The following is a 25065-nucleotide window of genomic DNA, read 5'->3' as shown; positions in this document are numbered from 1 at the left end:
TTCAATTGAGGACAGAAACTGGCACTTGGCTCAATAGTCTTATCTCATGACCGAGACACAGCAGACAGCCACCGGAGAACGCGCCGACCTCCTCAGCCTCCTCGCCGATCGCCGGCAGTTCCTCCGCCACACGGCGGAGGGACTGACCGACGAGCAGGCCAACACCCGCAGCACCGTCAGCGAGCTGACCGTGGGCGGACTGATCAAGCATTGCGCAGAGGTGGAGAAGAGCTGGGCAGATTTCGCGGAGGCCAAGCCCGACAACGCCTATGCGGACGTCGACTGGGAGAACCCCAGCCCCGAGGTTCTCGCGCAGTGGGCGGACAAGTTCCGGATCGCCGAGGGCGAGACTCTGGCGAGCATCCTCGCCGATTTCGACGCCGCGGCCGCCCGCACCGATGAGTTGGTGCGCACCCTCGACCTCGACGCCTCGTACGAGCTGCCCGAGGCGCCTTGGCAGCCCGCCGGGGTGTTCTGGACCGTGCGCCGCGTGTTCCTGCACGTCGCCGCCGAGACCGCTCACCACTCGGGCCACGCCGACATCATCCGTGAGGCCATCGACGGCCAGAAGAGCATGGGCTGACGGATCCCCGCAGCGGGACCCCGCGGGTGCGGGGTCCCGCTTTCGGGCGTTTCGTCGGTGCTCGCGCCTAGGATCGAGGCGTGGACCTCCCCGTGAACCCGCCGCTCGACCCGATGCTCGCCAAGGCCGCGAAGGCGGTGCCCGGCGAGGGCTACTCTCACGAGCCCAAGTGGGACGGCTTCCGCGCCCTGATCTTCCGCGACGGCGACGAGGTGTTCATCGGCTCGCGCAGCGGCAAGGACCTCGGCCGCTACTTCCCCGAGGTGGTCGCCGCCGCCCGGGCGGAGCTGCCCGAGCGCTGCGTACTCGACGGGGAGATCGCCGTCGCCGTGCACCGCGAGGGCCGCAAGCGGCTCGACTGGGAGTCGCTCTCTGCCCGCATCCACCCCGCCGAGTCGCGCATCACGAAGCTCTCGGAGGAGACTCCGGCCATCTTCATCGGCTTCGACGCGATCGCCATGGCCGACGTCGACCTCACCGGCAAGCCCTTCAGCGCGCGCCGCCAGGTGCTCGTCTCCGCGTACGCCGGCACCGGGACCTGCAAGATCAGCCGCGTCACCACCGACGCCGAAGCCGCCGCCGACTGGTTCGAGCGGTTCGAGGGCGCGGGCCTCGACGGGGTGATCTCCAAGCGGATCGACGGCCACTACCTGCCCGGCAAGCGCGAGATGATCAAGGTCAAGCACGCCCGCACGGGCGAGGCCGTGGTCATCGGCTACCGCCCGCACAAGTCGCAGCCGAACGCCGTCGGATCGGTGCTGCTGGGCCTCTACCAGGACGGGCAGCTGCTGCCGATCGGCGGCATCGGCGCTTTCACCGCCGCCAAGCGGGAGGAGTACCTGCAGCTCCTCGAGCCCATGCGCACCGCCGACTCCGTCCAGGGCGAGCCCAACCGCTGGGCCACCCCGGAGAAGACGGGGGAGTGGGTGCCCGTGCGCCCCGAGCTGGTGGTCGAGTTCGACTACGACCAGATGGAGGGCATGCGCCTGCGGCACACCGCCAAGTTCAAGCGCTGGCGCCCCGACCGCGAACCGTCGAGCTGCGGCTACGACCAGCTCGAGGTCCCCGTCAACTACGACCTCGACGACGTCCTGCAGGAGGGTGAGTGATGGCGAAGGCCCCGGCAGCCGAGGTGATCGTCCCCGGGCCCGACGGTGACCGCCCCGTCCGGGTGTCGAGCCCGGACCGGATCATCTACCCCGCCACCGACCTCACGCCCGAGGTCTCCAAACTCCAGGTGGCGCAGTACTTCGCGGCCGTCGGCGAGCCGCTGCTCGCAGCCATCGGCGACCGCCCCACCGCCCTCGAGCGGTGGCCCGGCGGCGTTCACCCCGGCGGCCGGCTCGCGCAGGGCCCGCAGGACAAGGACGCCGACGGCTTCTATCAGAAGCGGATGATGAAGGGCGCGCCCGAATACGCACAGACGGTGCGCATCGCGTTCCCGTCCGGCCGCCCCGCCGACGAGCTGTGCCCCTCCGAGATCGCGATCCCGGTGTGGTGCGCGCAGATGGGCACCATCACCTTCCATCCGTGGCCGGTGCGCAGCGCCGACGTCGACCACCCCGACGAGTTGCGGATCGACCTCGATCCCCAGCCCGGCACCGACTTCCGCGATGCCGTGCGGGTCGCGGGCGTCGCCCGCGAGCTCGCCGACGACCTCGGCCTCCGGGCGTACTGCAAGACCTCCGGCAACCGCGGCGTGCACGTCTTCATCCGCATCGCGCCGCGCTGGGACTTCGTGGACGTGCGCCACGCCGCGATCGCCTTCGGTCGTGAGCTGGAGAAGCGCGACAGCGGCGTCACTACCGCATGGTGGAAGGAGGAGCGGGGGGAGCGGATCTTCGTGGACTACAACCAGAACAGCCGCGACCGCACCATCGCCTCCGCCTGGTCGCTGCGCGCCGTGCAGGGCGCCACCGTCTCCACCCCGCTCACCTGGGATGCGCTGGCCGAGTTGAAGGACCCGCACGAGCTCAACCTGTTCACTGTGCCCGAGCGCCTCGCCGACGGGAACCCCTGGGCCGACATGGACGAGGTCGCGCACGACCTCACGCCCCTGCTCGACCTGTGGGAGCAGCACCCCGTCGAGCTGAACTACCCGCCCGACTACCCGAAGATGCCCGGCGAGCCCCCGCGCGTGCAGCCCAGCAAGAAGGTCGCCGAGCACTGGGACGCCGAGGGCAACCGGATCGAGTAGCCGATCACCGTCCACGCACGGTTCACGGAGGTCTGGTAAGCACAGGGGCATGCGCTCGAACCGCCGCCTCGCCGTTGCCCTCGTCGCCGTCCTCGCGGGCGGCTCGCTCGCCGCTTGCTCCTCGGGCGGGGGTGAGGACGCCGCGAAGCTCGACCTCAAGACCGGCACGAACTCGCCGCTGACCATCACTGCCGCGCAGCTCGCCGGGCTCGCGCAGGGCGGCGCGGTCGTCGATGTCAAGCCCACGCCCGACGGCACTGTCGAGGCGGCGAAGGGCGGCGCCCTCGTCTTCAAGCCCAAGGCGGGGTTCACCGGCGCGGTGCAGCTGAAGGCCGTCGTCTCGCCGGCGGTCGCGCTGTACTCGTCGGACATCCCGCCGCTCGCCACCGTCGGCGGCGTCTCCATCGACGGTAGCGGCTACGGCTCGTCGTGGACGCCGGTTCCGGGCGCTCCAGGCGAGTTCTACGGCCTCACCGACCGCGGCCCGAACGTCGACGGCCCGGGCAAGGACGAGAAGGTCGCTGCTACGCCGGACTTCACTCCGCAGATCGGCCGGTTCAAGCTCGAGGACGGCGCCGCGGTCCTGCAGAGCGTCATCACCCTCAAGGGCCGCGACGGCCGTCCGCTCAACGGACGCAACGACACGGCCGCGCCCACGGGCGAGAAGATGCTCGACCTCGACGGCGCCGAACTGCCGCCCACCGACCACGGCATCGATTCCGAGGGCCTCGTCGCCCTGCCCGACGGCTCGTTCTGGGTCTCGGACGAGTACGGCCCCTTCCTCATCCACTTCGACGCCAACGGCCAGGAGCTCGAGCGTCTCCTGCCCGGCAAGGGCCTGCCCGAGGTCCTCCGTAGCCGCACGCCCAACCAGGGCATGGAGGGGCTGACGATGACTCCCGACGGTAAGCGGCTCGTGGGAATCATGCAGTCGGCCTTGAACGTTCCCGGGCTGAGCGGTAACGCGAAGGAGGTGCCTGTCACCCGCATCGTCGTGATCGACCTCGCCACCAAAGCCGTGCAGCAGTTCGCCTACCTACTGGACAACCCGAAGGACACGAAGAAGGCCGTCTCCGAGATCACCGCGATCTCCGACACGGAGTTCCTCGTCGACGAGCGCGACGGCAAGGCCGCGCCCAAGGCGAACAAGACGATCTACCGGATCAGCCTCGACGGCGCGACCCCGCTCGGCGAGCAGAACCCCGAGACGATCGCCGGAGTGACCGGCACCGCGGAGGCGGAGACCGCGCTCAAGGGCGCGGGCATCACCCCGGTCCGCAAGTCGGTGGCCCTCGACCTCAGCGGGCTGGTCGACAAGCTCAACCCCGCCGGGAAGTTCTTCGGCCACGACAAGGTGGAGGGCCTCGCCTCGCCCGACGGCGGCAAGACGCTGTTCATCGCCAACGACAGCGACTTCGGCCTGGCCGGCATCGCCGGCCCGAAGACGCCCTTCCAACTCAAGGCGAAGATCCTCGCCAACGGCCTTCAGGACAGCCTCGAGGTGCTCAAGGTCGACACCACCAAGCTGAACGAGCCCACCGCCGAGCGCACGATCACCGTCACCGTCGGGTAGCGCGAGCCGGCGGATCTCCCGCAAATTATTTCACTCTTGACTTATATAAGCAGTGAGTGAAATAATCGATCTCGTGCACGCCTTCGACGTCCTCGGTGATCCCGTCCGCCGCCACCTGATCGAACTCCTCGCTCAGGGCGAGCTGTCGGCGGGGGAGCTCAGCGACGACGTGCGTGCGCGTTTCGGCATCAGCCAGCCCGCGGTCTCTCAGCACCTGAAGGTGTTGCGGGAATCGGGATTCGTCACCGTCCGGCCGGAGGGGACGCGCCGCCTGTACGCGGTGCAGTCCGAGCCGCTGCGGGAGGTCGACGACTGGCTGGTCCCGTTCCGGCACTTCTGGGAGCCCAAGCTGTGGGCCCTGGGGACGGAGATCTCGCGCGGCAAGAAGGCGCGCCGAACGGCTACCGAGAAGGACGAATCATGACCTACGACATCGACGATCTCGCTGCGGCCCAGCCCGCAGCGGTCACCCGGCGCGCCGAAGTGCGTGACAGCGGCGAGGGGGACGTCTACGTCGCCGGCTCGCTCAGCCAGACCTACCCCACCGACGTCGCCGACCTCTGGGACGCGGTGACCAGCGTCGAGCGCCTGCCGCGCTGGTTCGCGCCCGTCCACGGCGAGCTCGCCCTGGGCGGCCGCTTCCAGGTGGAGGGCAACGCCGCCGGCACCGTCCTCGAATGCGACGCCCCGCGCCGCTACCTCGTTTCCTGGGAGATCATGGGCGGCACCTCGCAGGTCGAGGTCGTCGTCGAGCCCGACGGTGACGGCGCCCGTCTCACGCTCACCCACTCGGGCGAGAACGTGCGGGACTTCTACGAGCAGTTCGGCCCCGGCGCCACCGGCGTCGGCTGGGACCTCGCGTTCCTGGGTTTGAACGCGCTCCTCACCACCGGGCAGGACCGCCCGGAGGACGCCGAGGCGTTCTTCACAACCCCTGCAGCCAAGAACCTCGTCGCGGCGGCGGCGGGGGCGTGGGCCGAGGCCACGATCGCCGCCGGCGTGCCCGCGGATCAGGCCGTCGCGCAGGGCGAGCGCACCGCCGCCTTCTTCTCGGGCGAGTAGTCGCTCAGGCCGCGGCCGCCGCCACCGTCGGCTCGTCCGCGGTGGGCTCCGCCGTCTCGGGCTTCGGCTCGGTCGCCGTCGGCGCCGTGGTCTTCTCCGTCGCGCTCGCGGCCGGTGCGGACGTCTCCTCCGCGCTCGTCTCCGCCGCCGCCGTGCTGGGCGCGACCGGTTCGGTCGTGCCGGCCTGCTGGCTCGGCCCGACGGTGCCGGTCGGCGAAGCCGGTGCAGTCGTCGAGGACGGATCGGACTGCGGCTCCGCGGTCTTCGGGTCCACGCTCTTCACGAGCTGCAGCACCGGCGCCTGCTCCTGCGTCGTCTGCGGCGCCGAGGGCTCCGGGGTCTTCGCCACGGTGGTGTCCGCCGCGTCGGGCGGCGCCGGCGCGGTGGGCTTGGGCGCGAGGAACTTCGACGCGTCGCCAGTGCCGGTGACTGCCTCGCCGACGCCCTGTACAGCGGCACCGATGAGGTCGGATCCGAACCGGAAGGGGTCGATCAACGGGAAGAGGCCGAAGGGCGTCGCTGCGCCGTAATCGCGGCGGTCGTAACCGGTTTCGATAAGGACGCGTGCGATCGGCGAGACCAGGTCGACCAGGGGCCGGACGAGGAAGGTCGTGTGCGTGAAGGCGCCGAGGTCGAGCAGCGGCAGCATGATCGGCAGGATCTTCGCAGGCAGCGTGACGTAACGGGTGTCCCCGCTGATCTGGCAGTACGTTGCTGCCGAGCAGTTCTCCGTCGCCGCAGCCACGGCGGTGGTCACTTCCTCGGTCGTGTAGCCGATCGGGGTAGCCGTCGCCACGTCGTTCCCCTTGGGAGTCAGGTACTTGCCGTGGACGTAGCCGAAGCCGGCAAGGGCGTTGACGGTGGCGAGCAGGTTCAGTGGGTAGCGCGGGAAGTCAGTGACACCGTCGTACTGGAAGGCCACGTCGGTGGTGTTGATCTTTCCCGGTGTGCCCGTGTTGGTCGGGGTGCCGGGGCCGAAAGTCACGTCGAGGAACGGGATGTGCCCGAGGAAGGAGGGACGGGAGAAGAGCCCTCCGTTGGGGCGGCTCGCATTGCCGATGAGGACGAACGAGACGTTGTCGGGCACGCCACCCTGGTCGCTGAGCTGCTTCTTCACCGCGCTGACCACGGTGCCGCCCTGCGAGTACCCGAAAATCACGATCGGGGAGTCCTTCTCTGCTGCACTGTACTTCGCGTTCAGGCTCGCGACGCCGCTCGCCACGGAGTCGTCCCACTTGGCTCCTTGCAGACCACCCCACCCCGGAAGCGGGATCGGCCAGAATTCTGCGAGGTACGGCACCGGCGTCGCAGTGCACCCGCCCGCCACTGCGCAGGCGCCGGTCGGCGCGACGTAGTAGTTGACGGCGTTCTCCTGATAGCCGGTGACTGTGGACGGGTCCTTGGTGCCGGTACCCGGGACCACGAGAACCGTCGTCGCAGCCCATACGAGGGCGGACGCGAACGTCGACCCCACGGCGAGCGCGAGGGTGATCAGGACTGCGGCCACGGCGTAGCCGAGCTTGCGGACGGTATTGCGCATGTGCGTGCGACCTCTCGTCTTCAGGGTGCTCACAGTTTCACATGCCGAGCGCAGTCCTGCTTGCGAACTCAACAGGCCCGCTCGCGCGGCCGTCCGGTGCCGCGATCACCCGACCTGCGCGGTCGCGTGGGAGGGCCCGCCGGGGCCGGCAGGGTGACCGCTGACGTCGCCGGCGAGCGCGACACCCACAGCTACACCGACCCGGCCCGCGCGCTGTCGTGGATCGGCGGCTGGTCCCAGAGGGGCGGGGACGCCTGCGTCGTCATGACGGGCTTCGACGCCCGCCCGACGCCGCGCTCGGCCTCGACGACTGACGACTCCCCTCGGGCATAGGAACGGCCCGTGACCAACAGTGCTGGTCACGGGCCGTCCCGTGGCGGAGGATAGGGGATTTGAACCCCTGAGGGCTATTAACCCAACCCGCGTTCCAGGCGAGCGCCATAGGCCACTAGGCGAATCCTCCGTGGACCACTGTAGACGAAGGCCCCCGTCGACCCAAACGGGGCCGGACCCGTATACTGGTCCACGGACTCCGCGCGGCGTCCATCCTGTGAACTCCCCCAGGGCGGGAACGCAGCAAGGGTCAACGGGCTCTGGCGGGTGCGCGGAGTCCCCTTTATGTCCGGACCCGAATTCCGCCGGAGGCGCATCCGATGTCCACGTACGTGTCCCTGAGTCAGTCCGAACTCGCCGACGTCCACGCGAAGTTGACGGGGCTGTTCGAGACGCTGAAGGCGCAGGGGCTGAAGCTGGACCTCACCCGCGGCAAGCCCGCCCCCGACCAGCTGGATCTGTCGAACGCGCTGCTAGCACTGCCCGGCGAGGGCGACTACCGCGCCGCCGACGGCACGGACACCCGCAACTACGGCGGCCTCCCCGGCTTGCCCGAGCTGCGCGCCATCTTCGGCGAGCTGCTCGGCATCCCCGTCGCGAACCTGTACGCGCAGAACAACTCCAGCCTGGAGATCATGCACCGCCTGATCACCCTGGCGTGGATCCACGGCACCGTCGACGGCGAGCGCCCGTGGGGCGCCGAGGAGACGGTGAAGTTCCTGTGCCCCGCGCCCGGCTACGACCGGCACTTCGCCATCACCGCCGAGTTCGGCATCGAAATGATCGTGGTGCCGCTCAACCCGGACGGCCCCGACATGGCTGTCGTCAAGGAGCTCGTCGCGAACGACCCCGCGATCAAGGGCATCTGGGCCGTGCCCAAGTTCTCCAACCCGACGGGCTCGGTGTTCTCCGAGGAAGTCACCCGCGAGCTGGCGTCGATGCCGACCGCCGCGCCCGATTTCCGGATCTTCTGGGACAACGCCTACGCCGTGCACGCCCTGGTGGGCGACGCACCGTCGGACCCCGACATCCTGGGCCTGGCCGCCGAGGCCGGCCACCCGAACCGGCCGTACGTGCTGGCCAGCACCTCGAAGATCACCTTCGCGGGCGCCGGCGTCAGCTTCCTCGGCGCCTCCGCCGAGAACCTGGCCTGGTACGGCAAGTACACGGGCCTGACCTCGATCGGCCCGGACAAGGTGAACCAGCTGCGGCACGCCCGTTTCTTCGGCGACGCCGAGGGCGTGCGCGCGCACATGCGCAGGCACCGCGACCTCATCGCGCCCAAGTTCGCGCGGGTCCTTCAGATCCTCGAGGACCGGCTCGGCGCGGCGAAGGTCGCGTCCTGGAGCGAGCCCACGGGCGGCTACTTCATCAGCCTCGACGTGCTCGACGGGACGGCGAAGCGGACCATCGCGCTGGCGAAGGAGGCGGGCATCGCCCTGACCGCCGCCGGTGCCACCTTTCCGCACGGCGAGGATCCGCACGACCGCAACATCCGGCTCGCGCCGACCTTCCCGTCCATCGCGGAGCTTGAGACCGCAATGGACGGCGTGGCGACCTGTGTACTCTTGGCTTCTGCTGAAAAGCTGATGTCGCAGCCCGAATAGGGGCCGCGCCTGAGCAGGAGGATCGCGCCGGTGGCGGACGAGAACAGCCGGCGGTTCCCCCGGCAGTGGTGGGTGCTGGCCCTCTTCGCGGTGTCCGCGGGCGTCGCCGTCTGGCAGCAGTTCGTCCGGATCCCGTTCTCCACGCCGATGTACGGGCTGTTCCACAATCAGATCGACGCCGAGGTCTACCGCAAGGGCGGCGAGATCGTCGCGCACGGGGGCGACGGGCTGTACGACGGTCCGCTGCTCAACGAGATCCTGCCCTTCACCTACACCCCGTTCGCCGGCGTGCTCTTCGTGCCGCTCAGCTGGATGTCGACCGACGTGCTGCGGTGGGTGTGGTCGATCGCCGTGATGCTCGCGCTGCTCGCCTGCATCCTCATCGCGCTCCGGCTCGTCGGCTTCGTCCGTGACGGGCGGGTGTGGTTCGCGGCGATCTGCCTGACGCTGGTGGCGACGGTGCTCGAGCCCGTCCGCACCACGCTGTGGTTCGGCCAGATCAACGTCTTCCTCATGCTGCTCCTGCTGTGGGACCTCGGCCGGCCCGCGGGGTCGCGGTTCAAGGGCTTCAGCATCGGCATCGCCGCCGGCATCAAGCTCACCCCGCTGTTCTTCCTCGCCTACCTCGTGGTCACGCGGCAGTGGCGCGAGGCCCGCACCGCCCTGCTCACCCTGGCCGGCACCGTCGTGATCGGCTTCCTCGTGATCCCGCAGGAGTCGTGGAAGTACTGGTCCGGCACGTTCCTCGACGCGAACCGCGTGGGCGAGCCCAACCAGGTCGGCAACCAGTCCATCAACGGCCTCATCGCCTACCTGACCAACGCCGAGAAGCCGTCGACGGTCCTGTGGCTCGCGGTCGCAGTGCCGGCCGCACTCGCCGGGCTCGCGGTCGCGGCGTGGGCGTACCGGCGCGGCGTGATCCTGCTGGCGGTCACCGTCGTCGGGCTCACCGCCTGCGCGGTCTCGCCCTTCTCGTGGGGGCATCACTGGGTGTGGATCGTGCCGCTACTGGTTCTCCTCCTCGCCCTGGCGATGCTCACTGACGACCCGCGCCGGCGGGTGCCTGCGCTGGTCGCGGCGGCCGGGCTCGTCGCGGCGACCTTCATCTGGGTCACCTACTTCCCGACGCTGCAGCCGACGGGCGTCGACGACGTCCACGACACCTACGCGATCGGCATCTTCCTGCGACCGGTGGGCAACCCGGTGCTCAAGGCCCTGGGGGGCGGGGTCTACGTGTGGATCTTCGTCGCCACCCTGATCGGGTCGGCCTGGTACCTCCGGAGCACGGAGGGGTCTGTGCCTGCGAGCGTGGAGCCGGCCGGCCGTGCAGCCTGACCGGGTCGCCGACGACCGTCGCCTGCTCGCCTACCTCGGCGCCGCGATGATCGCGGGCGGCCAGCCCGTGCACGAAGTGGAGGACGAGCTCAAGAGCGTCGCCACCGCGATGGGGCATCCGCTCGCGCAGATCGGCGCGACCCCCACCGGGCTCACGCTGGGCCTCGAGCCGGGGGCTGCCGCCACTTTCGAGTCCGTCGACGGACCGATGCGGCTCGACCAGTCGGCCGTCGTCGCCGACGTGCGCCGCGGCCTCGTCGCGCGGACGCTCTCCGTCGATGAGGCCTTCGCGCGACTCGGCACCCTGCGCTCGCTGCCGCACCACTACCCGCAGTGGGTGCAGGACGTCTCGTGGCCGGTGATCGCCATCGGCATCGCGATGCTGCTACAGCCCGGGTGGCCCAACATCGCGGCCGCGGCGATCGGCGGAGTCGTCGTGATGCTGCTGGTCAAGCTCGCCGGGCGGGTGCGGCTCGCCGCGACGCTGCTGCCTACGATCGCGGCATTCACGGTGGGCGCGGGGGTCTTCGCCGCCGCGCAGGCGGGCTGGCTCGACGGTCCGCTGCGCACCCTCCTCGCGCCGCTCGCGGTGCTCCTCCCCGGCGCGCTGATGGTGACAGGGATGTCGGAGCTCGCCGCCGGTGCGATGGTCGCGGGCAGCGCCCGCCTCACCTTCGGGACCGTCCAGTTGCTGATGTTCTCGCTCGGCATCCTCGCCGCGACCACCGCACTGGGCGTCGGACCGGAGCTGATGGTCAACGAGCGGGTGAACCAACTCGGCTGGTGGGGGCCGCCTGTCGGGCTTGCTCTGATCTGCGTGGGCGTGTGCCTCAACGAGGGCGCGTCGATGCGGCTGTTCCCGGCGATCGGCCTGGTGGTGGCGGCCGCGTTCGGGGCGCAGCTCGCCGGGCAGCACGTCTCCGGTGCCGTGCTCGGCGGCTTCCTCGGGGCGATCGCGGGCAGTCTCGGTGCCTCGCTGGTCGCCTACGTGCGGCCGCAGCTCCCGCGCCTGGTGGTCTTCCTGCCTGCGTTCTGGGTGCTCGTGCCAGGCAGCCTCGGGCTGCTCTCCGTCACATCGGTGGGGATCGATCCTGAACAGGGTGCGCGCACCGTCGTGGACGTCGCGGCCGTGATCTGTGCCCTCGCGCTCGGGCTGTTGTTCGGCTCGGCGCTCGCGCAGGCGATGATCGGGCGCGCCGAGCGGGTTCGCTAGCCGCGATCACGGGGAGTTCACCCGCGCATGGAGATATGTTCACATGCGCATGTTTCGCTGCAGTCATGACGAATCTCGGTAGGGGTAAGGCCCGGACGGCGCTGGCCGTCAGTGCGGTGGCGGTTCTCGGCGTGGTCGGCGCGTGCGGCAGCAACGACGGTGGCCCCGGTGCGTCCGGCGATACCGCCTCCAGGGTGGAGATCAAGCGCCAGGCCGCCGGCGACATCACCACGCACGGTGGCGCCAAGCGCCTCGTCGGCGACCAGACACAGGCCATTGCCGAGTCCATCCAGCGGTCCACGGCCAAGAACGTGATCCTCGTGATCGGCGACGGCACCGCCAACCAGGAGCTCACCCTCGCACGGGACTACCAGTGGGGTGCCGGCGGGAAGATCCCCGGCATCGACGAGCTGCCGCTGTCGGGCGACTACACCACGTACGCGCTGGACAAGACGACGAAGAAGCCCGACTACACCACTGATTCCGCCGCATCCGGCACGGCGTGGTCCACCGGCACCAAGACCTACAACGGCGCCGTCGGCGTCGACGTGAACGGCAAGCCGCAGCGCTCCATCCTCGAGATCGCCAGGGCCAACGGCCGCAAGACCGGCAACGTCACCACCACTGAGCTGCAGGACGCCACCCCAGCGGTGCAGGTTGCGCACGTCGCCCAGCGCAAGTGCTACGGCCCCGTCGCCACCAAGGAGAAGTGCAGCTCGGACGCGCTGGACACCGGCGGACTCGGGTCGATCACCGAGCAGCTGATCGCCGCTCGCGCCGATGTCACCCTCGGCGGCGGCTGGAAGACCTTCCAGGAGACCGCGACCGCCGGCGAGTACCGGGACAAGACGCTCGAGGCGCAGGCCAAGGAGCGCGGCTACCAGATCGTGCGGTCGGGCTCCGAACTCGACGCGATCTCCACCGCGAACCAGGACAAGCCGGTGCTCGGCGTCTTCGCCGACGGCAACCTCCCGCGCCTGTGGGACAAGGCCACCGCCACTAAGGACGGCGGTCGGGAGCCCGCCGTCACCTGCGCGCCCAACCCCGCCTTCGGTGCCACCCCGAAGCTCGTGTCGATGACGAAGAAGGCCATCGACCTGCTCAAGGGCGACAAGGGCTTCTTCCTCCAGGTGGAGTCCGGCTCCGTCGACAAGGCCAACCACGACGCCGATCCCTGCGGCCAGATCGGCGAGACGGTCCAGCTCTCCGAGGCGGTGTCCGCGGCGCTCGAGTTCGCCAAGCAGGACAAGGACACCCTCGTCATCGTGACCGGCGATCACGCGCACACCAGCCAGATCATCGAGGCGGGCACCGTCACGCCCGGCCTGACCCGCACGCTGAACACCAAGGACGGCGGTCTGCTCACCGTCAACTACGGCACCTCACTCGAGCCGGGCGAGGAGCAGCACACCGGCGGCCAGGTCCGCATCGCCGCGTACGGTCCCGGCTCCGCGAACGTCGTGGGGCTCACCGACCAGACCGACCCGTTCTTCTACATCACGGATGTTCTCGGCCTGGACCGCGACAAGAAGTAGAAGTAGTAGTCCGTTGAGCGGCGGCCCGGATCGGTTCCCGGGCCGCCGAGCTCGGCTTTCGCCCTTCTCCGCCGACGGTGCGCCCGCTACCGTGGGTGCAGACGCAAACGTCGAGGGGGAGGGCCCACATGTATCCGAACGCAGTACCGGTTCCGCGCATCCACCGCGCGCTCGCACTGATCCAGGCGGTCATGGCCGCCCTGACCCTGGTGGGGCTGGTCATCTGGTGGATGGCGTCGTACTCGTCGATGGGGAGCGACTACGAGAACGACCTGGGTCTCGGCGGGATGATGTTCATCCTGCTGGCGCCCACACTGATCCAGGTGGCGCTCTTGTTCGTGCCGCTCATCGGGCTCGCGGTCTTCGTCGCGCGCGGGTCGCTTCCGGCCCGCGTCGCCAGCTGCTGCATCTGGGGTGTGCTCATGCTGCTGGGGCTCGTCGCGGTGCAGGTGCACCCGGCCTATGTCCTGGTGCTGTTCGTCGCGCTGTGCATGCTTCTCGCGCTCTCCTTCGCCGACCGGCTCGGCGGGGGCCGCCCGCTCCCGCCGCCGATCCCGGGTCCCGGACCGGGGCGGTTCGCGCCGCCGCTCCCGTACCCGACGGGGCAGTTCCCCGCGGTGCCGCCCCATCCGACGGGCCAGTTCCCGGTCGACCCGCCGCACCCGTCGGGCCAGTTCTCGGCGATCCCGCCGCAGGGGGAGAAGCGGCCGTGACGGATCCCCGTCCCGTGGCGCACGCCGGGCGCGCGGACGGGGTCGGAGCGAGCTGCGACGCTGTCGGACCCTGCCGGTAGCCTGGCACCGTGGCTCTCTACCGCAAGTACCGTCCAGCGACGTTCGCCGAGGTCGTGGGGCAGGAGCACGTCACCGAGCCGCTGAGCACCGCGCTCGATTCGGGCCGCGTGAACCACGCGTACCTGTTCTCCGGCCCCCGTGGCTGCGGCAAGACCTCGTCGGCCCGCATCCTGGCCCGCTCCTTGAACTGCGAGCAGGGTCCCACCAGCACGCCGTGCGGCGTCTGCAACTCCTGCGTCGCGCTCGCGCCGGGCGGGCCCGGCAACCTCGACGTCACCGAGATGGACGCCGCCAGCCACGGCGGCGTGGACGACGCTCGTGAGCTGCGCGACCGCGCCTTCTACGCCCCTGCCGAGTCGCGCTACCGCGTCTTCATCGTCGACGAGGCGCACATGGTCACCCCGCAGGGCTTCAACGCGCTGCTGAAGATCGTGGAGGAGCCGCCGGAGCACCTCATCTTCATCTTCGCCACCACGGAGCCGGAGAAGGTCCTCACCACCATCCGCTCCCGCACGCATCACTACCCGTTCCGGCTGCTCGCGCCCAACGTGATGCGGCCGCTACTGGAGAAGATCACGGGCGCCGAGCACGTTACGGTCGAGCCCCAGGTGTATCCGCTGGTCATCCGCGCCGGCGGTGGCTCGCCGCGTGACTCGCTGTCGATCATGGATCAGCTGCTCGCCGGCGCCGGGCCGGAGGGCGTCACCTACCAGCGCGCCCTCGGCCTGCTCGGGGTCACCGACACCGCGCTCATCGACGCCGCGGTCGACGCGCTGGCCGCCGCCGACGGCGCGGCGCTCTTCGGCGCCGTCGAGAAGGTGATGGAGGCCGGGCACGACCCCCGCCGCTTCGCCACCGACCTGCTGGAGCGCCTCCGCGACCTGATCCTCCTGCACACCGTCCCCGACGCCGCCGACCGCGGCCTCATCGACGTGCCGGAGGACGTGCTCGAGACCATGCGCGGGGAGGCGGCGAAGCTCGGCCTCGCCACCCTCACGCGCTGCGCCGAGGTCACGCACGCCTCGCTCGCCGAGATGCGCGGCGCCACCTCGCCGCGCCTGCTGCTCGAGGTCATGTGCGCGCGCATGCTGCTCCCCGCCGCGGACGATTCGCAGGCCGCCCTGCTCCAGCGCATCGAGGCGCTGGAGCGTCGCCCCGCGGGCGCGCCCGTCGACGGTGCCGCGCCCTCCGTGCCGGCGACCGCCGCGGTCCCGGGTGCGCCGGGCCCTGCCACTGGCAGCACGCCGCCGTCCGACGGTCCGCCGTCCCGCTTCGTCCGGCCGAGCCAGCGGCAGGCGGAGGCTCCGGCCGAGTCGGCGCCGGTCGCTGCGTCTGCACCTGCTCCGGCGGCACCGTCTGCGCCGGAGCCCGTCGCCCCGGAACCGGTCGCGCCCGCCGCGGTCGCCGCGCCTGCGGAGCCCGCGCCGCCGTCCACTCCGGCTGAGCAGGAGCCCGCCGTCGCGGCTGAGCCGGAGCCCGCCGCTACGGCCGATCCCGCGCACGCCGTCGAATCCGAGCCCGTACTGCACCGGCCCGAGCCGGACCCGGAAGCTGTTGCGCCTCCGCGTCTCGCGGACCCCGTCGCGCCGGAGCGCGCCGCGGAGCCCGCCCCGCAGGCAGTTGCGGCCGAGCCGGTGCCGCCGGCTACCGCTGAGCCGACGCCTACTCCTGCGCCTCCGGCACCCGAGACCGCTACGGCGCCGGAGCCCGCGCCCGTCGCCCCCGCGGCGCAGGCACCGTCGGGCCCGTCCGTGGACGAGGTCCGCACGGCGTGGCCCAAGGTCCTGCGGGCCGTCAAGGACCGCAGCACGGTGACGTTCGCGCTGATGCCGAACGTCCAGGTGCTCGGCCTCGCCGGCGACGTCCTGCATCTCGCGCTGCCGATCCCCGCGCTCCTGAGCAGGTTCAGCGATCAACAGCACGTGGGCAACCTGCGCGACGCCGTCCGCGAGGTCTTCGGGACGCAGTGGAACGTGGAGGTCGGTGATGGCAGCGCCCGCCCGCAAGGCGCCTCCGCGGCGCCGGCACAGCAGCAGCGTCCGTCGGGCGAGCCGCGCAAGGCGCCGCCCACCTTCGAGCGGCGGAGCCGCGCAGGCGATCAGCGGCCGGACCCGCGCCCGGCGGGCCGGGAGAACCGCGCGCCATCGCACCACGACGACATCCCGCTCCCGCCCGAGCCGGACCCCGAGCCGGCGCCGGTCGAGGAGATCTCCGAGGAGGAGATGATCGACGCGGCGCACCGGGAGGACGCCGTTTCGGGCGGCACTACTGCCCCCCGCCGCGACCCGGACGAGATCGCCTTGGAGCTCCTCAAGAACGAACTCGGCGCCCGCCCCATCTGATCGGGGCGAGCGCCGGGTCGAGTGTGGTGCTAGGCGTCCCACCAAGGGCGCAGCGGCAGGTCGCCGGCCCCGCCCTTCTCGTCGAGCTTCACCGCCAGCACCTGGTGCAGCTGGACGACGTTGCGCTCGAAGCCGAGTCGCGAGCCGGCCATGTACAGGCCCCAGACACGCGCGGTGCCCAGGCCCACCTCGGCGACGGCCTCATCCCAATTGTCGACCAGGTTCTTGCACCATTCAGCGAGGGTCAGTGCGTAGTGCTCGCGGAGGTTCTCCTCGTGTCGCACCTCCATCCCGCCGATGTCCTGGATCGCGGCGATCACGCGGCCGGAGCCGGTGAGCTCCCCGTCGGGGAAGACGTACCGGTCGATGAACTGGCCGCCCTTGCCCGACAGTTTGTTGTCGTGTCGCGTGATCGTGTGATTCAGCAGCAGCCCACCGGTCTTCAGCTTCTCGCGCAGCGACGTGAAGTACGCCGGGTAGTTGTGCACGCCGATGTGCTCGGTGAGCCCGATGGAGCTGATCGCGTCGAAGTCGCCCTCGGCCACGTCGCGGTAGTCGCTGTAGCGCACTTCGGCGAACTCGCCGAGGCCTTCGGCCTCGATCGCGGCCTGCGCCCACTCCGCCTGCTCTTTGGACAGCGTCGCGCCGATGGCGTACACGCCGCGCCGGGCCGCGTAGCGCACCATGCCGCCCCAGCCGCAGCCGACGTCGAGCAGCCGGTCGCCGGGCTTCAGACGCAACTTCTCGAAGACGAGGCGGTACTTGTTCTCCTGCGCCTCCTCGAGGGTTGCATCGGCGTCCGGGTAGCAGGCGCACGTGTAGGTCATCGACGGGCCGAGCACCAGCTCGTAGAACCGGTTGGAGACGTCGTAGTGGTGGTGGATCGCGTCGGCGTCGCGGGTCTTGCTGTGCCGCAGACCCTCCGCGATCCGGCGCCAGCGCGGGATCGCTTCCTGCGGGGGCGGGGCGATCGGGATCATGTGCTCCGCGCCCACCGACCGCGCGATCTGCGCGATCAACCGGGGCCCCGGCTTGGCGAACTGCAGGTCGTCCGAGAGCGCGCGCAGCGCCTCGTACGGATCGCCGGGAGGCGCGCCGGTCAGCTCCAGGTCGCCCGCGATGTAGGCGCGGGCGAGACCCATGTCGCCGGGTGCCGTTGCTAGGTAAGTGGTTCCGCGCGGGGTGAGCAGGTCGAGGCCGTACGGCGCATCGTCCGGGCCGGCCGACGAGCCGTCGTAGGCCTTCACCCGGATGGCGAGCTTCCCGCCCGCCACCTTCTCGATGATCTCGGCGAGGCTGAGCTTGGGGAGATGCTCAGTGGATCGCGTCAATTCACTGCCTCCTGACTGTCTTGTCGTACAGCCCCAGCAGACGATCCTCCGGGTCGTAGCGGGACTTGTACTTCTCCAAGTGGATTCCGCCGTAGAGCTCGTCGAACTCGGCGCGCTCGTAGAAGGCCTCGGAGTACAGGGACTTGTGCCCCCCGAGCTCCGACACCTTCTCCTCGATGAGGCGGTTCGCCCGGCCCTCGATCTGACCGGGTTGCTTCGGGACCGCGGACCAGAAACCGACGTTCACGTAGGTCTCGCGAGGTGCCAACGGGTACAGCGGCCACGGCCGGTCCGGATCGGCACCGGTAGGCAGCGGGTCACGCAACTGCAACGGGCACAGCCAGATCGGCTCGATGGGGATCTCTTCCAGGAACCATTCGAGGAACTCGACCATCTCGTCGATGTGCACCTCGATGTCCTGCACCACGCGCTCGCCGGGCGGCTCGCCCTTGCGTGCGGCGAGCCTGTCACCGATGTCCCATCGGCGATCCAGCGCCACCAACTTCCAGTAGAAGCTGCTGCGCAGCAGCTGTTTCGGCCATGCTCGGCGGATCTTCGGATTCTGGGCGCCGAACGCGCGCGAGCACCAGAACCAGTCCGTGTCCCAGCGCCACAGGTAGTCGTGTGTGGTCAGTCGGTCGCGCGTCACCCCGTCGGCGTGCTGGATCGACCGGTAGAAGATCTCCCGGCCCGTGTAGTCGCTGAGCGGTCCGGGCTCGTCGGTCTTGCGGCCGAGGACCAGGTACGACTCCGCCGCGGAGAAGACCACCCCGTCGAGGTAGTCGACGGGCTCGCCGTCGTACTCCCGCGCATCGACGATGTCCGCCATCGCCTCCTGCAGGTCGTCCAGCGCGTGGAAGCGCACGTGCCGCAGCTCCACGTACCGCGTGACGGGCTCCAGAGTGATTGTCAGCCGCGTCGAATAGCCCAGCGTGCCGTACGAATTGGGGAAGCCGAAGAAGAGCTCCGCGTCCGGCCCGCCCGGCGTCGCGGTGATTACCTCTCCGCTGCCGGTGAGAATGTCCATCGACAGCACCGCCTCGTGCGGAAGTCCCGCCCGGAACGAGCTCGACTCGATGCCCATGCCGCTTACCGCGCCGCCCAGGGTGATGGTCTTCAGCTGTGGGACGACGGTGGGGGCGAGGCCGAAGGGCAGCGTCGCTGTAACGAGGTCTTCGTACGTGCACATGCCGCCCACGTCGGCGGTCCGTGCCTCGGGGTCGACGGAGATGACCGAGGCGAGGCCGGAGACGTCGAGTCCGGGTGCGTCCGTGGCCGCGCGGGCCCGGAACAGGTTGGAGGTCTTCTTGGCCAGACGGACCCGGGCGTTCGGCGGGATGGCGCCGTAGCTGTCGCGAAGCCGCGCGAGGCCCAGCTGGTAGGCGGCTTCGCCTGCGATCGGAACCGTCGTCGGGGTTCGCGCCGGCGTTTCGTTGCGAGCACTCACAATCATCGACGCTATACCTCTCGGGCGCGACGCGCGCGGGTCGTTACCGATTGGTTAGGCTGGCATCGAACTCGTCGGCGGTGCCGGCATCCACACCTCCGACCTGCTCGGAGGTACCGATACTCAGAGGATCGAAGTACGTTGGCCCAGGTAACCGCCACAAAGTCCATCACCATTGCCGTCGCGCCCGAGAAGGTCCTGGCGGCCATCTCCGACTACACCCGCCGCGCGGAGATCCTGCCCCCGAACTACCGCGAGTACCGCGTCGTCGAGGGCGGCCAGGGCTCCGGCACCGTTGCCGAGTGGGTGCTGCAGGCCACCGAGAAGCGCTCGCGCAACGTGCGCGCGACCGTTGCAGTGGACGGCGACACCGTGACCGAGACCGATGCGAACAGCTCGATGGTCACCACCTACCGCGCGGTCGCCGCCGACGGCGCGGGCGACGCGACGACCGTCACCGTCACCACCACCTGGAAGGGCGCGGGCGGCATCGGCGGTTTCTTCGAGAAGACCTTCGCCCCCAAGGGTCTCGGCCGCATCTACGACGAACTGCTGACCAACCTCAAGGTGCAGGTCGAGTCCAACGGCTAGGCGGCACCGGGGCGCACCCGTCGCGCCGCTCCCGCTGCGCGACGGGATCGACCCGACGCGGCTCGTCATCGCCGAGGAGGAGGCCGGACGCACGCTCGGGGAAATCCTCGAGGCCCGCTTCCCGGGTACCGCGGAGTACGTCGCGCGGGAGAGCGCGGCCGGACGCGTCCTTTCCTCCGACGGTGCGTGCCTCGTCCCGGCGACGATCGTGACCGCCCGGCAGGCGGTGTGGATGTACCGCGAGCTGCCCAATGAGGTCGACGTGCCCTTCCCGATGCCGATCCTGTACGAGGACGAGCGGATCGTCGTCGTGGACAAGCCGCACTTCCTCGCGACAATGCCGCGCGGCGCGCGGGTAGTGCAGAGCGCCCTGGTGCGACTGCGCCGCGAGCTCGATGCGCCGCTGCTCTCGCCCGCGCACCGGCTGGACCGGCTCACCGCCGGCGTGCTGCTGTTCACGCGCGACCCGGCGGTGCGCGGTGCCTACCAGCAGCTCTTCGCCACCGGGCGGGCGCGTAAGGAGTACGCAGCCCTCGCGCCTCTGTGCGACAGCCTCGAGCTGCCGACGGTCGTGGAGTCCCGGATCGAGAAGACGCCGGGCATCATGCGGGCCTACGAGGTGGACGGCCCGGTGAACGCGCGCTCGCACGTCGCGCTGGAAGCCGAGGTCCCGGACGGGCGGGGCGGCACCGTCGGGCGGTACCGGCTGCGCCCGGAGACGGGCAAGACCCACCAGCTCCGCCTGCACATGTCGGGCTTGGGCGTGCCGATCCTGGGGGATCCGTTGTACCCGGAGCCGCAGGAGTTCGTGGACGGCGACTTCTCCGACCCCCTGCGCCTGCTGGCGCGCACGCTCGCCTTCGCCGACCCGGTGGACGGCACAGACCGCGAATACGTGAGCGGGCGTGAGCTGGCGGTCGCGAATTCGGCGGCTCAGTGCATCAGCAAGCCGGATTCGGCTTCGTAGCCCCGAATTCGGCCGGATTCACGCCTATCGCGTCGCAGGCGAGCCCAGGTATGCGGCGATCCCCGCAGCGATCGCGTCGGCGAGCCGCTGCTGGCCGTCGGCGGATTCGAGGACCTTGGCCTCGGTCGCGTCGCGGAGGTTGCCCGCCTCCACCAACACGGACGGGACCGTCGCCAGGTTGAGCCCGGCGAGGTCGGAGCGAGGGTAGAGTCCTCCGGAGCCGATGTAGGTCGCCGGAGTGAAGCCGCCGGAAACGAGTGCGTCGCGCATCGTCGCGGCGTACGCAGGGCTCGCCGTCTGCTGCACGGGGTTGAGCGGCGGCGAGGAAAGATTCACGTGAAACCCTCGGTTACCGGGGGTTGAACCGTCGGCGTGGATGCTCACGGCGGCGTCGGCGCCCCAGGAGTTCGCGGCCGCGGCGCGGGCGTCGATGCACGACGCGACGGACGTGTCGTCGGTGCGGGAGAGCATCACCTGCGCGCCGGCGGCGGTGAGCGCCTGGTAGAGCTTGTAGGCCACCGCGTAGTTGAACGTGTGCTCGGGTACCCCGTTCACGCTGGTCGTTCCGGTGGTCTGGCACGGCTTGGTGCCGCCGCGGCCCGTCGGGACCTGCTTGTTGATCGAGGCGTCGTTCGCGCCATTGTGGCCCGGGTCGACGAAGATCTTCTTCCCGCTCAGCGCGCCGGCGACGAGCGGCGCCGCGTTGTTCACGAGGGCGGGGCCGACGGGCGATAGGCTGGTGGGTGCGGCCGCGTTCCGCTGCTGTCCGGCGTCACCGATGGTGCAGCCCGAGAGGGCCAGTGCGGAGAGCACGGTCGCGGCCAAGAGGGTGGAACGGCGGTTCGTCACGGATCGCACTGTACCGCCCCAAGCGGCACAGCGGTAACACAAGTAACACGAATCGGACATAGCGGGTCACTCGACCGGCGTAGGGAGAGAAGTATGCAGCCCGGAGGCTCGATGGAAGACCTGATGGCCCAGGTCGGCGCGATGCAGCAGCAGCTCATGGCGGCGCAGCAGGAACTCGCGGTGACGACGATCGAGGGTCAGGCCGGCGCCGGCCTCGTCAAGGTCGCGGGCACCGGCGACGGCCAGGTGACGTCTGTGACGATCGACCCCAAGGTGGTCGACCCGGAGGACGTGGAGACCCTGCAGGACCTGGTTCTGGGCGCCCTCGCAGACCTGCAGAACAACACCGCCGCCGTGGCGCAGCAGAAGATGGGTCCGCTGGCCGGCGGCCTGCCCTTCTGACGGTCGGCACGTGTACGAAGGACCCGTTCAGGAGCTGATCGACGAGTTGGCCAAGCTCCCGGGGGTGGGGCCGCGCGGCGCGCAGCGCATCGCGTTCCACCTCCTGGGTGTGCAGCCCACCGACATCGATCGGCTCACGAACGCACTCACCCGCGTGCGCAACGACGTGCGCTACTGCGAGGTGTGCGGCAACGTCTCCGCCGAAACCCGGTGCCGGATCTGCTCGGACCCGCGGCGCGATGCCTCCAAGATCTGCGTGGTCGAGGAGGCCAAGGACGTCCAGGCAGTGGAGCGCACCCGCGAGTACCGCGGGCTCTATCACGTGCTCGGCGGGGCGCTGAACCCGATCAAGTCGATCGGGCCCGACAAGCTTCGGATCCGGGAGCTGCTCGTCCGCCTCGGCACGTCGGTCGACGGAGTCGACGTCGACGAGGTGATCATCGCGACCGATCCGAACACCGAGGGCGAGGCCACCGCGGCCTTCCTCGTGCGGATGCTCAAGGATTTCCCCGGGCTGACCGTCACGCGTCCGGCGGCGGGCCTGCCGATGGGCGCCGAGCTCGAGTTCGCCGACGAACTCACCCTCGGCCGCGCCATGAGCGGCCGCCGTGCCCTGTCCGAGCCGCCGCGCGTGCTCGAGGAATTCCCGCCCGCAGGCGGGTGAGGCATGGAGGCCTCCGAACTGCTGGCCCGGATGGGCGGCCCCGAGGGCATCGTCGCGATCGACGGTCCCTCCGGGGCCGGCAAGTCGACCTACGCGCAGCGGCTCGTCGGCGACCTCCGGGCCGACGGTGCCCGGGTCGCCCTGATCCGCACGGACCACTACGCCACGTGGGACGACCCGGTGTCGTGGTGGCCGCAGCTCGTCGACGAGGTGATCGAACCCCTGGTTCGTGGCCGTGACGCCTTCTACCGCCCCATGGTCTGGCGCGACGGCGTGCCGACGCCGGGGGAGGAGCTGCGCGTGCCCCGGGCGTCGCTCATCGTGATCGAGGGGGTCTCCAGCGCCCGCCGCTCGTTCGCCGACCGGCTGTCGCTGGGGCTCTGGCTGGACGGCGGCTCGGCGGAGCAGCGGCTCGAGCGGGCCGTCACGCGCGACGGCGAGGAATCACGGGCCGAGCTCATGCGCTGGCAGGAGTTCGAGCGCGGCTGGTTCGCAGTCGACGGGACGCGTGGGCGCTGCGTCGTGGTCGAGCCGCGGGCGGTCGGAGCATAGAACCTGTCGGTGCCCTGTGGCACCGTCGAGGTATGGACGTCCTGTCGCTCGACGCGGCCCCCAAGGCCGATATTCAGCACTACCTGGACCGCGCGCGGGACGCGCTGCTCCCCGACGGGGCGGACCGGGTCGCGTACCGCGCGAAGGTCGAAGCCGCCGCGCGGGCGGCGGAATAGGATCGCCCCATGCGCCTGCGCGACCACCCGATCATCGAGGTCTCCCGGAAGCTGCCCTGCTCGCCGGAGGAGGCGTGGCGCCTCGTCGCGGACATCACGCTCCCCACTCGGGCCGAGGGGGAGCTGCAGCGGGCCGAATGGCTCGACGGTGCCGACGGCGTCGCGGTGGGAGCGCGGTTCCGCGGCTATAACGCCGATCCCGAGATCGGCGAGTGGTTCACCGACCCTGAGGTCACCGAGCTCGAGGACGGGCGGCGCTGGGTCTGGCGCGTGGGTCCGGCGGGTGATCCGCTGGCCACGTGGGGATTCGAGGTCGAGCGCGCCGAGGGCGGCACGCTGGTCCGGCAGTGGGCGCGGGCGGGCACCGGCGCCTCGCCGCTCAGCGAGTACATCGCGCAGCATCCGGAGCAGGAGGCGCAGATCATCGACTTCCGCCTCGGCCTCTGGCACGACTACATGGAGGCCAACCTCGATCTGCTCGTGCGGGAGGTGGGCTGACGTGGCCGCCGGGTACGCCCTCTTCGACACCGCCGTCGGCCGGTGCGGGATCGCCTGGGGCGCCGACGGTGCCGTCACCGCAGTCCGGTTGCCGGAGGACTCCGACGAGGCCACTGCGCGGTATCTGGGCGACGATGCGGCACCCGCCGACCCGCCGCCGGCGATCGAGGGGGTGATCGCAGCGATCGTCGCCCTGGTCTCCGGCGAGAACCTCGACGACGATCTGGCCTGGGTGCCCCTGGACATGCTGGGGCTCACCGATTTTCAGCGCGCCGTCTACGAGGTGGCGCGCCGGATACCACCCGGATCGACCCGCACCTACGGCGAGATCGCCACGGCGATAGGCCTTCCCGGATCCGCCCGTGCCGTCGGCCGAGCTCTGGGGGAGAACCCCTATCCTCCCGTCGTGCCCTGCCACCGCGTCACCGCGGCGAACGGCCGTACCGGCGGCTTCTCCGCCGGCGGCGGCGTGGAGACCAAGATGCGCCTGCTCGCGACCGAGCAGGCAGTTCTGGGGCTCTGGTGACTATTCCGCGCCAGGCGAGACGACCGGCAGTCCTTCCGCTCGCGCCGCGGCCAGTAGTCGCTTGTCGTAGCTGACGAACGCACTGACCAGCTCGCGGATGCTCACGGCCGACGCCAGATGAATGGCGTCGAGAGAGCGCAGGTGCGCCGGGCCCACGCTCTCCGCCGCTCGAGCGATTGTTGTGGTCAGCGGAACCGTCACCAGCCGGGATCCGAGGAATTGTGCTTGCGGAACGTCATCCGGATCGGATGACCGCGCGGCGACACGCGCTATTTCGATCCGGCCGATGACGCTCGTGGTCAGCTCCTTTCCTCCGTCAGCTTGTGCAGCCATCCATGCGGTGAGCACATCCGATTCGTTCTCTGGGTTCAGCATCTTCGTGAGTGCGGACGTGTCGAGATAGATCACTATTCATCCCTCATTTCCATGAGGATCTCTGTCAACGACTTATCGCCCGGTTCGCGCGGTCGGCGAGCGTTCCGCATCGCTGTGATCGTGGCCAGGTCGAGTGGCTGCTCGGCGGGAATGATCTGGCCCGACGAGACCAGCTCGCGGTACCGGCGTTCCCTGTCGCTGACCGGGACGAGTCTTGCGACGAGTTTGCCGTGGTTGGTCACCTCGATCTCCTCGCCGGCTTCCACGCGGGCGAGGTACTTCGACGCGTGCTGCCGCAGCTCACGGACCCCGATCTGCTCCATGTGATCAAAGGTAGCACTCGATGTGCTACTCATGTCGTGCTTGTTTCCGACTCACGATGTCCCCCGAACTCTCGATGATGAGACAGGGTAGGACGCCGCACCGACATCTTTCGTCGACGACGCGGGCGCCACCGGGATCCAGCGCGACGGTGAATGCAGCTATGCGTCCCACGCATCGCCTCCGTGTCAAGAGTGCGTTGAACTGGCCGAACGAAGCCATGCATTGCACGCATGACTTCGTGGAGAGAAA

At 70.2% G+C, this 25065-nt stretch carries 27 protein-coding genes, 1 tRNA gene and 1 other RNA gene; 22 read left to right on the top strand and 7 right to left on the bottom strand.

The genetic code is table 11. The annotated features are described in order from the left end of the window. Window positions 1–46: 46 nt before the first annotated feature. From HNP44_RS03710 to HNP44_RS03685, 6 genes are all read left to right on the top strand, one after another. Window positions 47–583: a DinB family protein gene (locus HNP44_RS03710; protein WP_259141401.1), complete on the top strand. Its 537-nt coding sequence runs from the start codon at window positions 47–49 to the stop codon at window positions 581–583. Window positions 584–663: 80 nt separating this feature from the next. Beyond that, complete coding sequence (locus HNP44_RS03705; protein WP_259141402.1) at window positions 664–1692, top strand: ATP-dependent DNA ligase; 1029 nt, start codon at window positions 664–666, stop codon at window positions 1690–1692. After that, window positions 1692–2780: a DNA polymerase domain-containing protein gene (locus tag HNP44_RS03700; protein ID WP_259141403.1), complete on the top strand. Its 1089-nt coding sequence runs from the start codon at window positions 1692–1694 to the stop codon at window positions 2778–2780. The genes HNP44_RS03705 and HNP44_RS03700 overlap by 1 nt, the downstream gene beginning before the upstream one ends. Window positions 2781–2829: 49 nt before the next feature. Further along, window positions 2830–4353 carry an esterase-like activity of phytase family protein gene (locus HNP44_RS03695; RefSeq protein WP_259141404.1) on the top strand — a complete coding sequence of 508 codons (1524 nt, stop codon included), beginning with the start codon at window positions 2830–2832 and terminating at the stop codon, window positions 4351–4353. 73 nt (window positions 4354–4426) lie between these two features. Further along, window positions 4427–4777, top strand: a complete 351-nt coding sequence (locus HNP44_RS03690; RefSeq protein ID WP_259141697.1) for an ArsR/SmtB family transcription factor — start codon at window positions 4427–4429, stop codon at window positions 4775–4777. Beyond that, window positions 4774–5415, top strand: a complete 642-nt coding sequence (locus HNP44_RS03685) for an SRPBCC family protein (protein ID WP_259141405.1) — start codon at window positions 4774–4776, stop codon at window positions 5413–5415. Before HNP44_RS03690 ends, HNP44_RS03685 begins: the two co-directional genes overlap by 4 nt. 4 nt (window positions 5416–5419) lie before the next feature. On the opposite strand, the gene HNP44_RS03680 is transcribed toward HNP44_RS03685, so the two are convergent. Next, entirely contained in the window at window positions 5420–6955 is a 1536-nt protein-coding gene (locus HNP44_RS03680) for a PE-PPE domain-containing protein (RefSeq protein ID WP_259141406.1), read from the bottom strand. A gap of 153 nt (window positions 6956–7108) precedes the next feature. On the opposite strand from HNP44_RS03680, the gene HNP44_RS03675 reads away from it, so the two are divergent. Continuing rightward, entirely contained in the window at window positions 7109–7288 is a 180-nt protein-coding gene (locus HNP44_RS03675) for a hypothetical protein (RefSeq protein ID WP_259141407.1), read from the top strand. 41 nt (window positions 7289–7329) lie between these two features. On the opposite strand, the gene HNP44_RS03670 is transcribed toward HNP44_RS03675, so the two are convergent. Continuing rightward, window positions 7330–7418 (bottom strand) — tRNA-Ser (locus tag HNP44_RS03670). 61 nt (window positions 7419–7479) lie between these two features. Between HNP44_RS03670 and ffs the strand changes: the two genes are divergently transcribed. The 7 genes from ffs (at window position 7480) to HNP44_RS03635 (ending at window position 16114) form a co-directional block, all read left to right on the top strand. Then, window positions 7480–7574: signal recognition particle sRNA small type (gene ffs / locus HNP44_RS03665), an RNA gene on the top strand. 34 nt (window positions 7575–7608) lie between these two features. Then, complete coding sequence (locus HNP44_RS03660) at window positions 7609–8895, top strand: aminotransferase class I/II-fold pyridoxal phosphate-dependent enzyme (RefSeq protein ID WP_259141408.1); 1287 nt, start codon at window positions 7609–7611, stop codon at window positions 8893–8895. Between the two features lie 30 nt (window positions 8896–8925). Next, window positions 8926–10230 carry a glycosyltransferase 87 family protein gene (locus tag HNP44_RS03655; RefSeq protein ID WP_259141409.1) on the top strand — a complete coding sequence of 435 codons (1305 nt, stop codon included), beginning with the start codon at window positions 8926–8928 and terminating at the stop codon, window positions 10228–10230. Beyond that, entirely contained in the window at window positions 10220–11443 is a 1224-nt protein-coding gene (locus HNP44_RS03650) for a threonine/serine exporter family protein (RefSeq protein ID WP_259141410.1), read from the top strand. The genes HNP44_RS03655 and HNP44_RS03650 overlap by 11 nt, the downstream gene beginning before the upstream one ends. A gap of 65 nt (window positions 11444–11508) precedes the next feature. Beyond that, a complete protein-coding gene (gene phoA / locus HNP44_RS03645; protein WP_259141411.1) occupies window positions 11509–12978 on the top strand; it encodes an alkaline phosphatase in 1470 nt (489 codons plus the stop codon). 128 nt (window positions 12979–13106) lie between these two features. After that, the gene (locus tag HNP44_RS03640; RefSeq protein ID WP_259141412.1) at window positions 13107–13691 is read left to right on the top strand and encodes a hypothetical protein; all 585 of its coding nucleotides are present in this window, start codon (window positions 13107–13109) and stop codon (window positions 13689–13691) included. Window positions 13692–13780: 89 nt separating this feature from the next. Further along, entirely contained in the window at window positions 13781–16114 is a 2334-nt protein-coding gene (locus HNP44_RS03635; protein ID WP_259141413.1) for a DNA polymerase III subunit gamma and tau, read from the top strand. 29 nt (window positions 16115–16143) lie between these two features. On the opposite strand, the gene HNP44_RS03630 is transcribed toward HNP44_RS03635, so the two are convergent. Beyond that, window positions 16144–17445, bottom strand: coding sequence for a class I SAM-dependent methyltransferase (locus HNP44_RS03630; RefSeq protein ID WP_259141414.1), 1302 nt, complete (start codon window positions 17443–17445; stop codon window positions 16144–16146). Between the two features lies 1 nt (window position 17446). Further along, window positions 17447–18898, bottom strand: a complete 1452-nt coding sequence (locus tag HNP44_RS03625; protein WP_259172168.1) for an FAD-binding oxidoreductase — start codon at window positions 18896–18898, stop codon at window positions 17447–17449. 135 nt (window positions 18899–19033) lie between these two features. Between HNP44_RS03625 and HNP44_RS03620 the strand changes: the two genes are divergently transcribed. Continuing rightward, the gene (locus HNP44_RS03620; protein WP_259141415.1) at window positions 19034–19483 is read left to right on the top strand and encodes an SRPBCC family protein; all 450 of its coding nucleotides are present in this window, start codon (window positions 19034–19036) and stop codon (window positions 19481–19483) included. A 208-nt stretch (window positions 19484–19691) separates the two neighbouring features. Next, entirely contained in the window at window positions 19692–20450 is a 759-nt protein-coding gene (locus HNP44_RS03615; protein WP_310437653.1) for a pseudouridine synthase, read from the top strand. Between the two features lie 24 nt (window positions 20451–20474). Here the strand turns inward: HNP44_RS03615 and HNP44_RS03610 are convergent, their stop codons facing one another. After that, a complete protein-coding gene (locus HNP44_RS03610) occupies window positions 20475–21299 on the bottom strand; it encodes an Rv3717 family N-acetylmuramoyl-L-alanine amidase (RefSeq protein WP_259141416.1) in 825 nt (274 codons plus the stop codon). A gap of 111 nt (window positions 21300–21410) precedes the next feature. Between HNP44_RS03610 and HNP44_RS03605 the strand changes: the two genes are divergently transcribed. The 6 genes from HNP44_RS03605 to HNP44_RS03580 are packed head-to-tail and all read left to right on the top strand — an operon-like array spanning window position 21411 to window position 24117. Further along, window positions 21411–21701 carry a YbaB/EbfC family nucleoid-associated protein gene (locus HNP44_RS03605; RefSeq protein ID WP_259172174.1) on the top strand — a complete coding sequence of 97 codons (291 nt, stop codon included), beginning with the start codon at window positions 21411–21413 and terminating at the stop codon, window positions 21699–21701. A 10-nt stretch (window positions 21702–21711) separates the two neighbouring features. Beyond that, on the top strand, window positions 21712–22365 hold the full coding sequence (recR, locus tag HNP44_RS03600; RefSeq protein WP_224650758.1) for a recombination mediator RecR: 654 nt from the start codon (window positions 21712–21714) through the stop codon (window positions 22363–22365). Window positions 22366–22368: 3 nt separating this feature from the next. Further along, window positions 22369–22917 (top strand): uridine kinase family protein, encoded by a 549-nt coding sequence (locus HNP44_RS03595; protein ID WP_259141419.1) that lies wholly within the window; start codon window positions 22369–22371, stop codon window positions 22915–22917. Between the two features lie 32 nt (window positions 22918–22949). Further along, window positions 22950–23093 (top strand): hypothetical protein, encoded by a 144-nt coding sequence (locus HNP44_RS03590; protein ID WP_259141420.1) that lies wholly within the window; start codon window positions 22950–22952, stop codon window positions 23091–23093. Between the two features lie 9 nt (window positions 23094–23102). Beyond that, window positions 23103–23591, top strand: coding sequence for an SRPBCC family protein (locus tag HNP44_RS03585; RefSeq protein WP_259141421.1), 489 nt, complete (start codon window positions 23103–23105; stop codon window positions 23589–23591). A gap of 1 nt (window position 23592) precedes the next feature. After that, on the top strand, window positions 23593–24117 hold the full coding sequence (locus tag HNP44_RS03580; protein ID WP_259141422.1) for a methylated-DNA--[protein]-cysteine S-methyltransferase: 525 nt from the start codon (window positions 23593–23595) through the stop codon (window positions 24115–24117). Here the strand turns inward: HNP44_RS03580 and HNP44_RS03575 are convergent, their stop codons facing one another. Both HNP44_RS03575 and HNP44_RS03570 read right to left on the bottom strand, forming a co-directional pair. Beyond that, complete coding sequence (locus HNP44_RS03575) at window positions 24118–24525, bottom strand: type II toxin-antitoxin system VapC family toxin (RefSeq protein ID WP_259141423.1); 408 nt, start codon at window positions 24523–24525, stop codon at window positions 24118–24120. Next, on the bottom strand, window positions 24525–24815 hold the full coding sequence (locus HNP44_RS03570; protein WP_259141424.1) for a type II toxin-antitoxin system Phd/YefM family antitoxin: 291 nt from the start codon (window positions 24813–24815) through the stop codon (window positions 24525–24527). The genes HNP44_RS03575 and HNP44_RS03570 overlap by 1 nt, the downstream gene beginning before the upstream one ends. Window positions 24816–25065: the final 250 nt, after the last annotated feature.

It is taken from the genome of Tsukamurella ocularis (assembly GCF_024807615.1).
In the GTDB taxonomy this organism is placed as follows: domain Bacteria; phylum Actinomycetota; class Actinomycetes; order Mycobacteriales; family Mycobacteriaceae; genus Tsukamurella; species Tsukamurella ocularis.
This window is presented reverse-complemented; position numbering and strand designations above follow the sequence as displayed.

What these genes read in the sequence shown, in the direction of transcription:
- HNP44_RS03700 (WP_259141403.1), top strand. Translation starts at nt 1,692, where the DNA reads ATGGCGAAGGCCCCGGCAGCCGAGGTGATCGTCCCCGGGCCCGACGGT.
- HNP44_RS03625 (WP_259172168.1), bottom strand. Translation starts at nt 18,898, where the DNA reads ATGATTGTGAGTGCTCGCAACGAAACGCCGGCGCGAACCCCGACGACG.
- HNP44_RS03570 (WP_259141424.1), bottom strand. Translation starts at nt 24,815, where the DNA reads ATGGAGCAGATCGGGGTCCGTGAGCTGCGGCAGCACGCGTCGAAGTAC.
- HNP44_RS03685 (WP_259141405.1), top strand. Translation starts at nt 4,774, where the DNA reads ATGACCTACGACATCGACGATCTCGCTGCGGCCCAGCCCGCAGCGGTC.
- HNP44_RS03595 (WP_259141419.1), top strand. Translation starts at nt 22,369, where the DNA reads ATGGAGGCCTCCGAACTGCTGGCCCGGATGGGCGGCCCCGAGGGCATC.
- HNP44_RS03695 (WP_259141404.1), top strand. Translation starts at nt 2,830, where the DNA reads ATGCGCTCGAACCGCCGCCTCGCCGTTGCCCTCGTCGCCGTCCTCGCG.
- HNP44_RS03710 (WP_259141401.1), top strand. Translation starts at nt 47, where the DNA reads ATGACCGAGACACAGCAGACAGCCACCGGAGAACGCGCCGACCTCCTC.
- HNP44_RS03640 (WP_259141412.1), top strand. Translation starts at nt 13,107, where the DNA reads ATGTATCCGAACGCAGTACCGGTTCCGCGCATCCACCGCGCGCTCGCA.
- phoA (WP_259141411.1), top strand. Translation starts at nt 11,509, where the DNA reads ATGACGAATCTCGGTAGGGGTAAGGCCCGGACGGCGCTGGCCGTCAGT.
- HNP44_RS03590 (WP_259141420.1), top strand. Translation starts at nt 22,950, where the DNA reads ATGGACGTCCTGTCGCTCGACGCGGCCCCCAAGGCCGATATTCAGCAC.
- HNP44_RS03605 (WP_259172174.1), top strand. Translation starts at nt 21,411, where the DNA reads ATGGAAGACCTGATGGCCCAGGTCGGCGCGATGCAGCAGCAGCTCATG.
- HNP44_RS03660 (WP_259141408.1), top strand. Translation starts at nt 7,609, where the DNA reads ATGTCCACGTACGTGTCCCTGAGTCAGTCCGAACTCGCCGACGTCCAC.
- HNP44_RS03585 (WP_259141421.1), top strand. Translation starts at nt 23,103, where the DNA reads ATGCGCCTGCGCGACCACCCGATCATCGAGGTCTCCCGGAAGCTGCCC.
- HNP44_RS03680 (WP_259141406.1), bottom strand. Translation starts at nt 6,955, where the DNA reads ATGCGCAATACCGTCCGCAAGCTCGGCTACGCCGTGGCCGCAGTCCTG.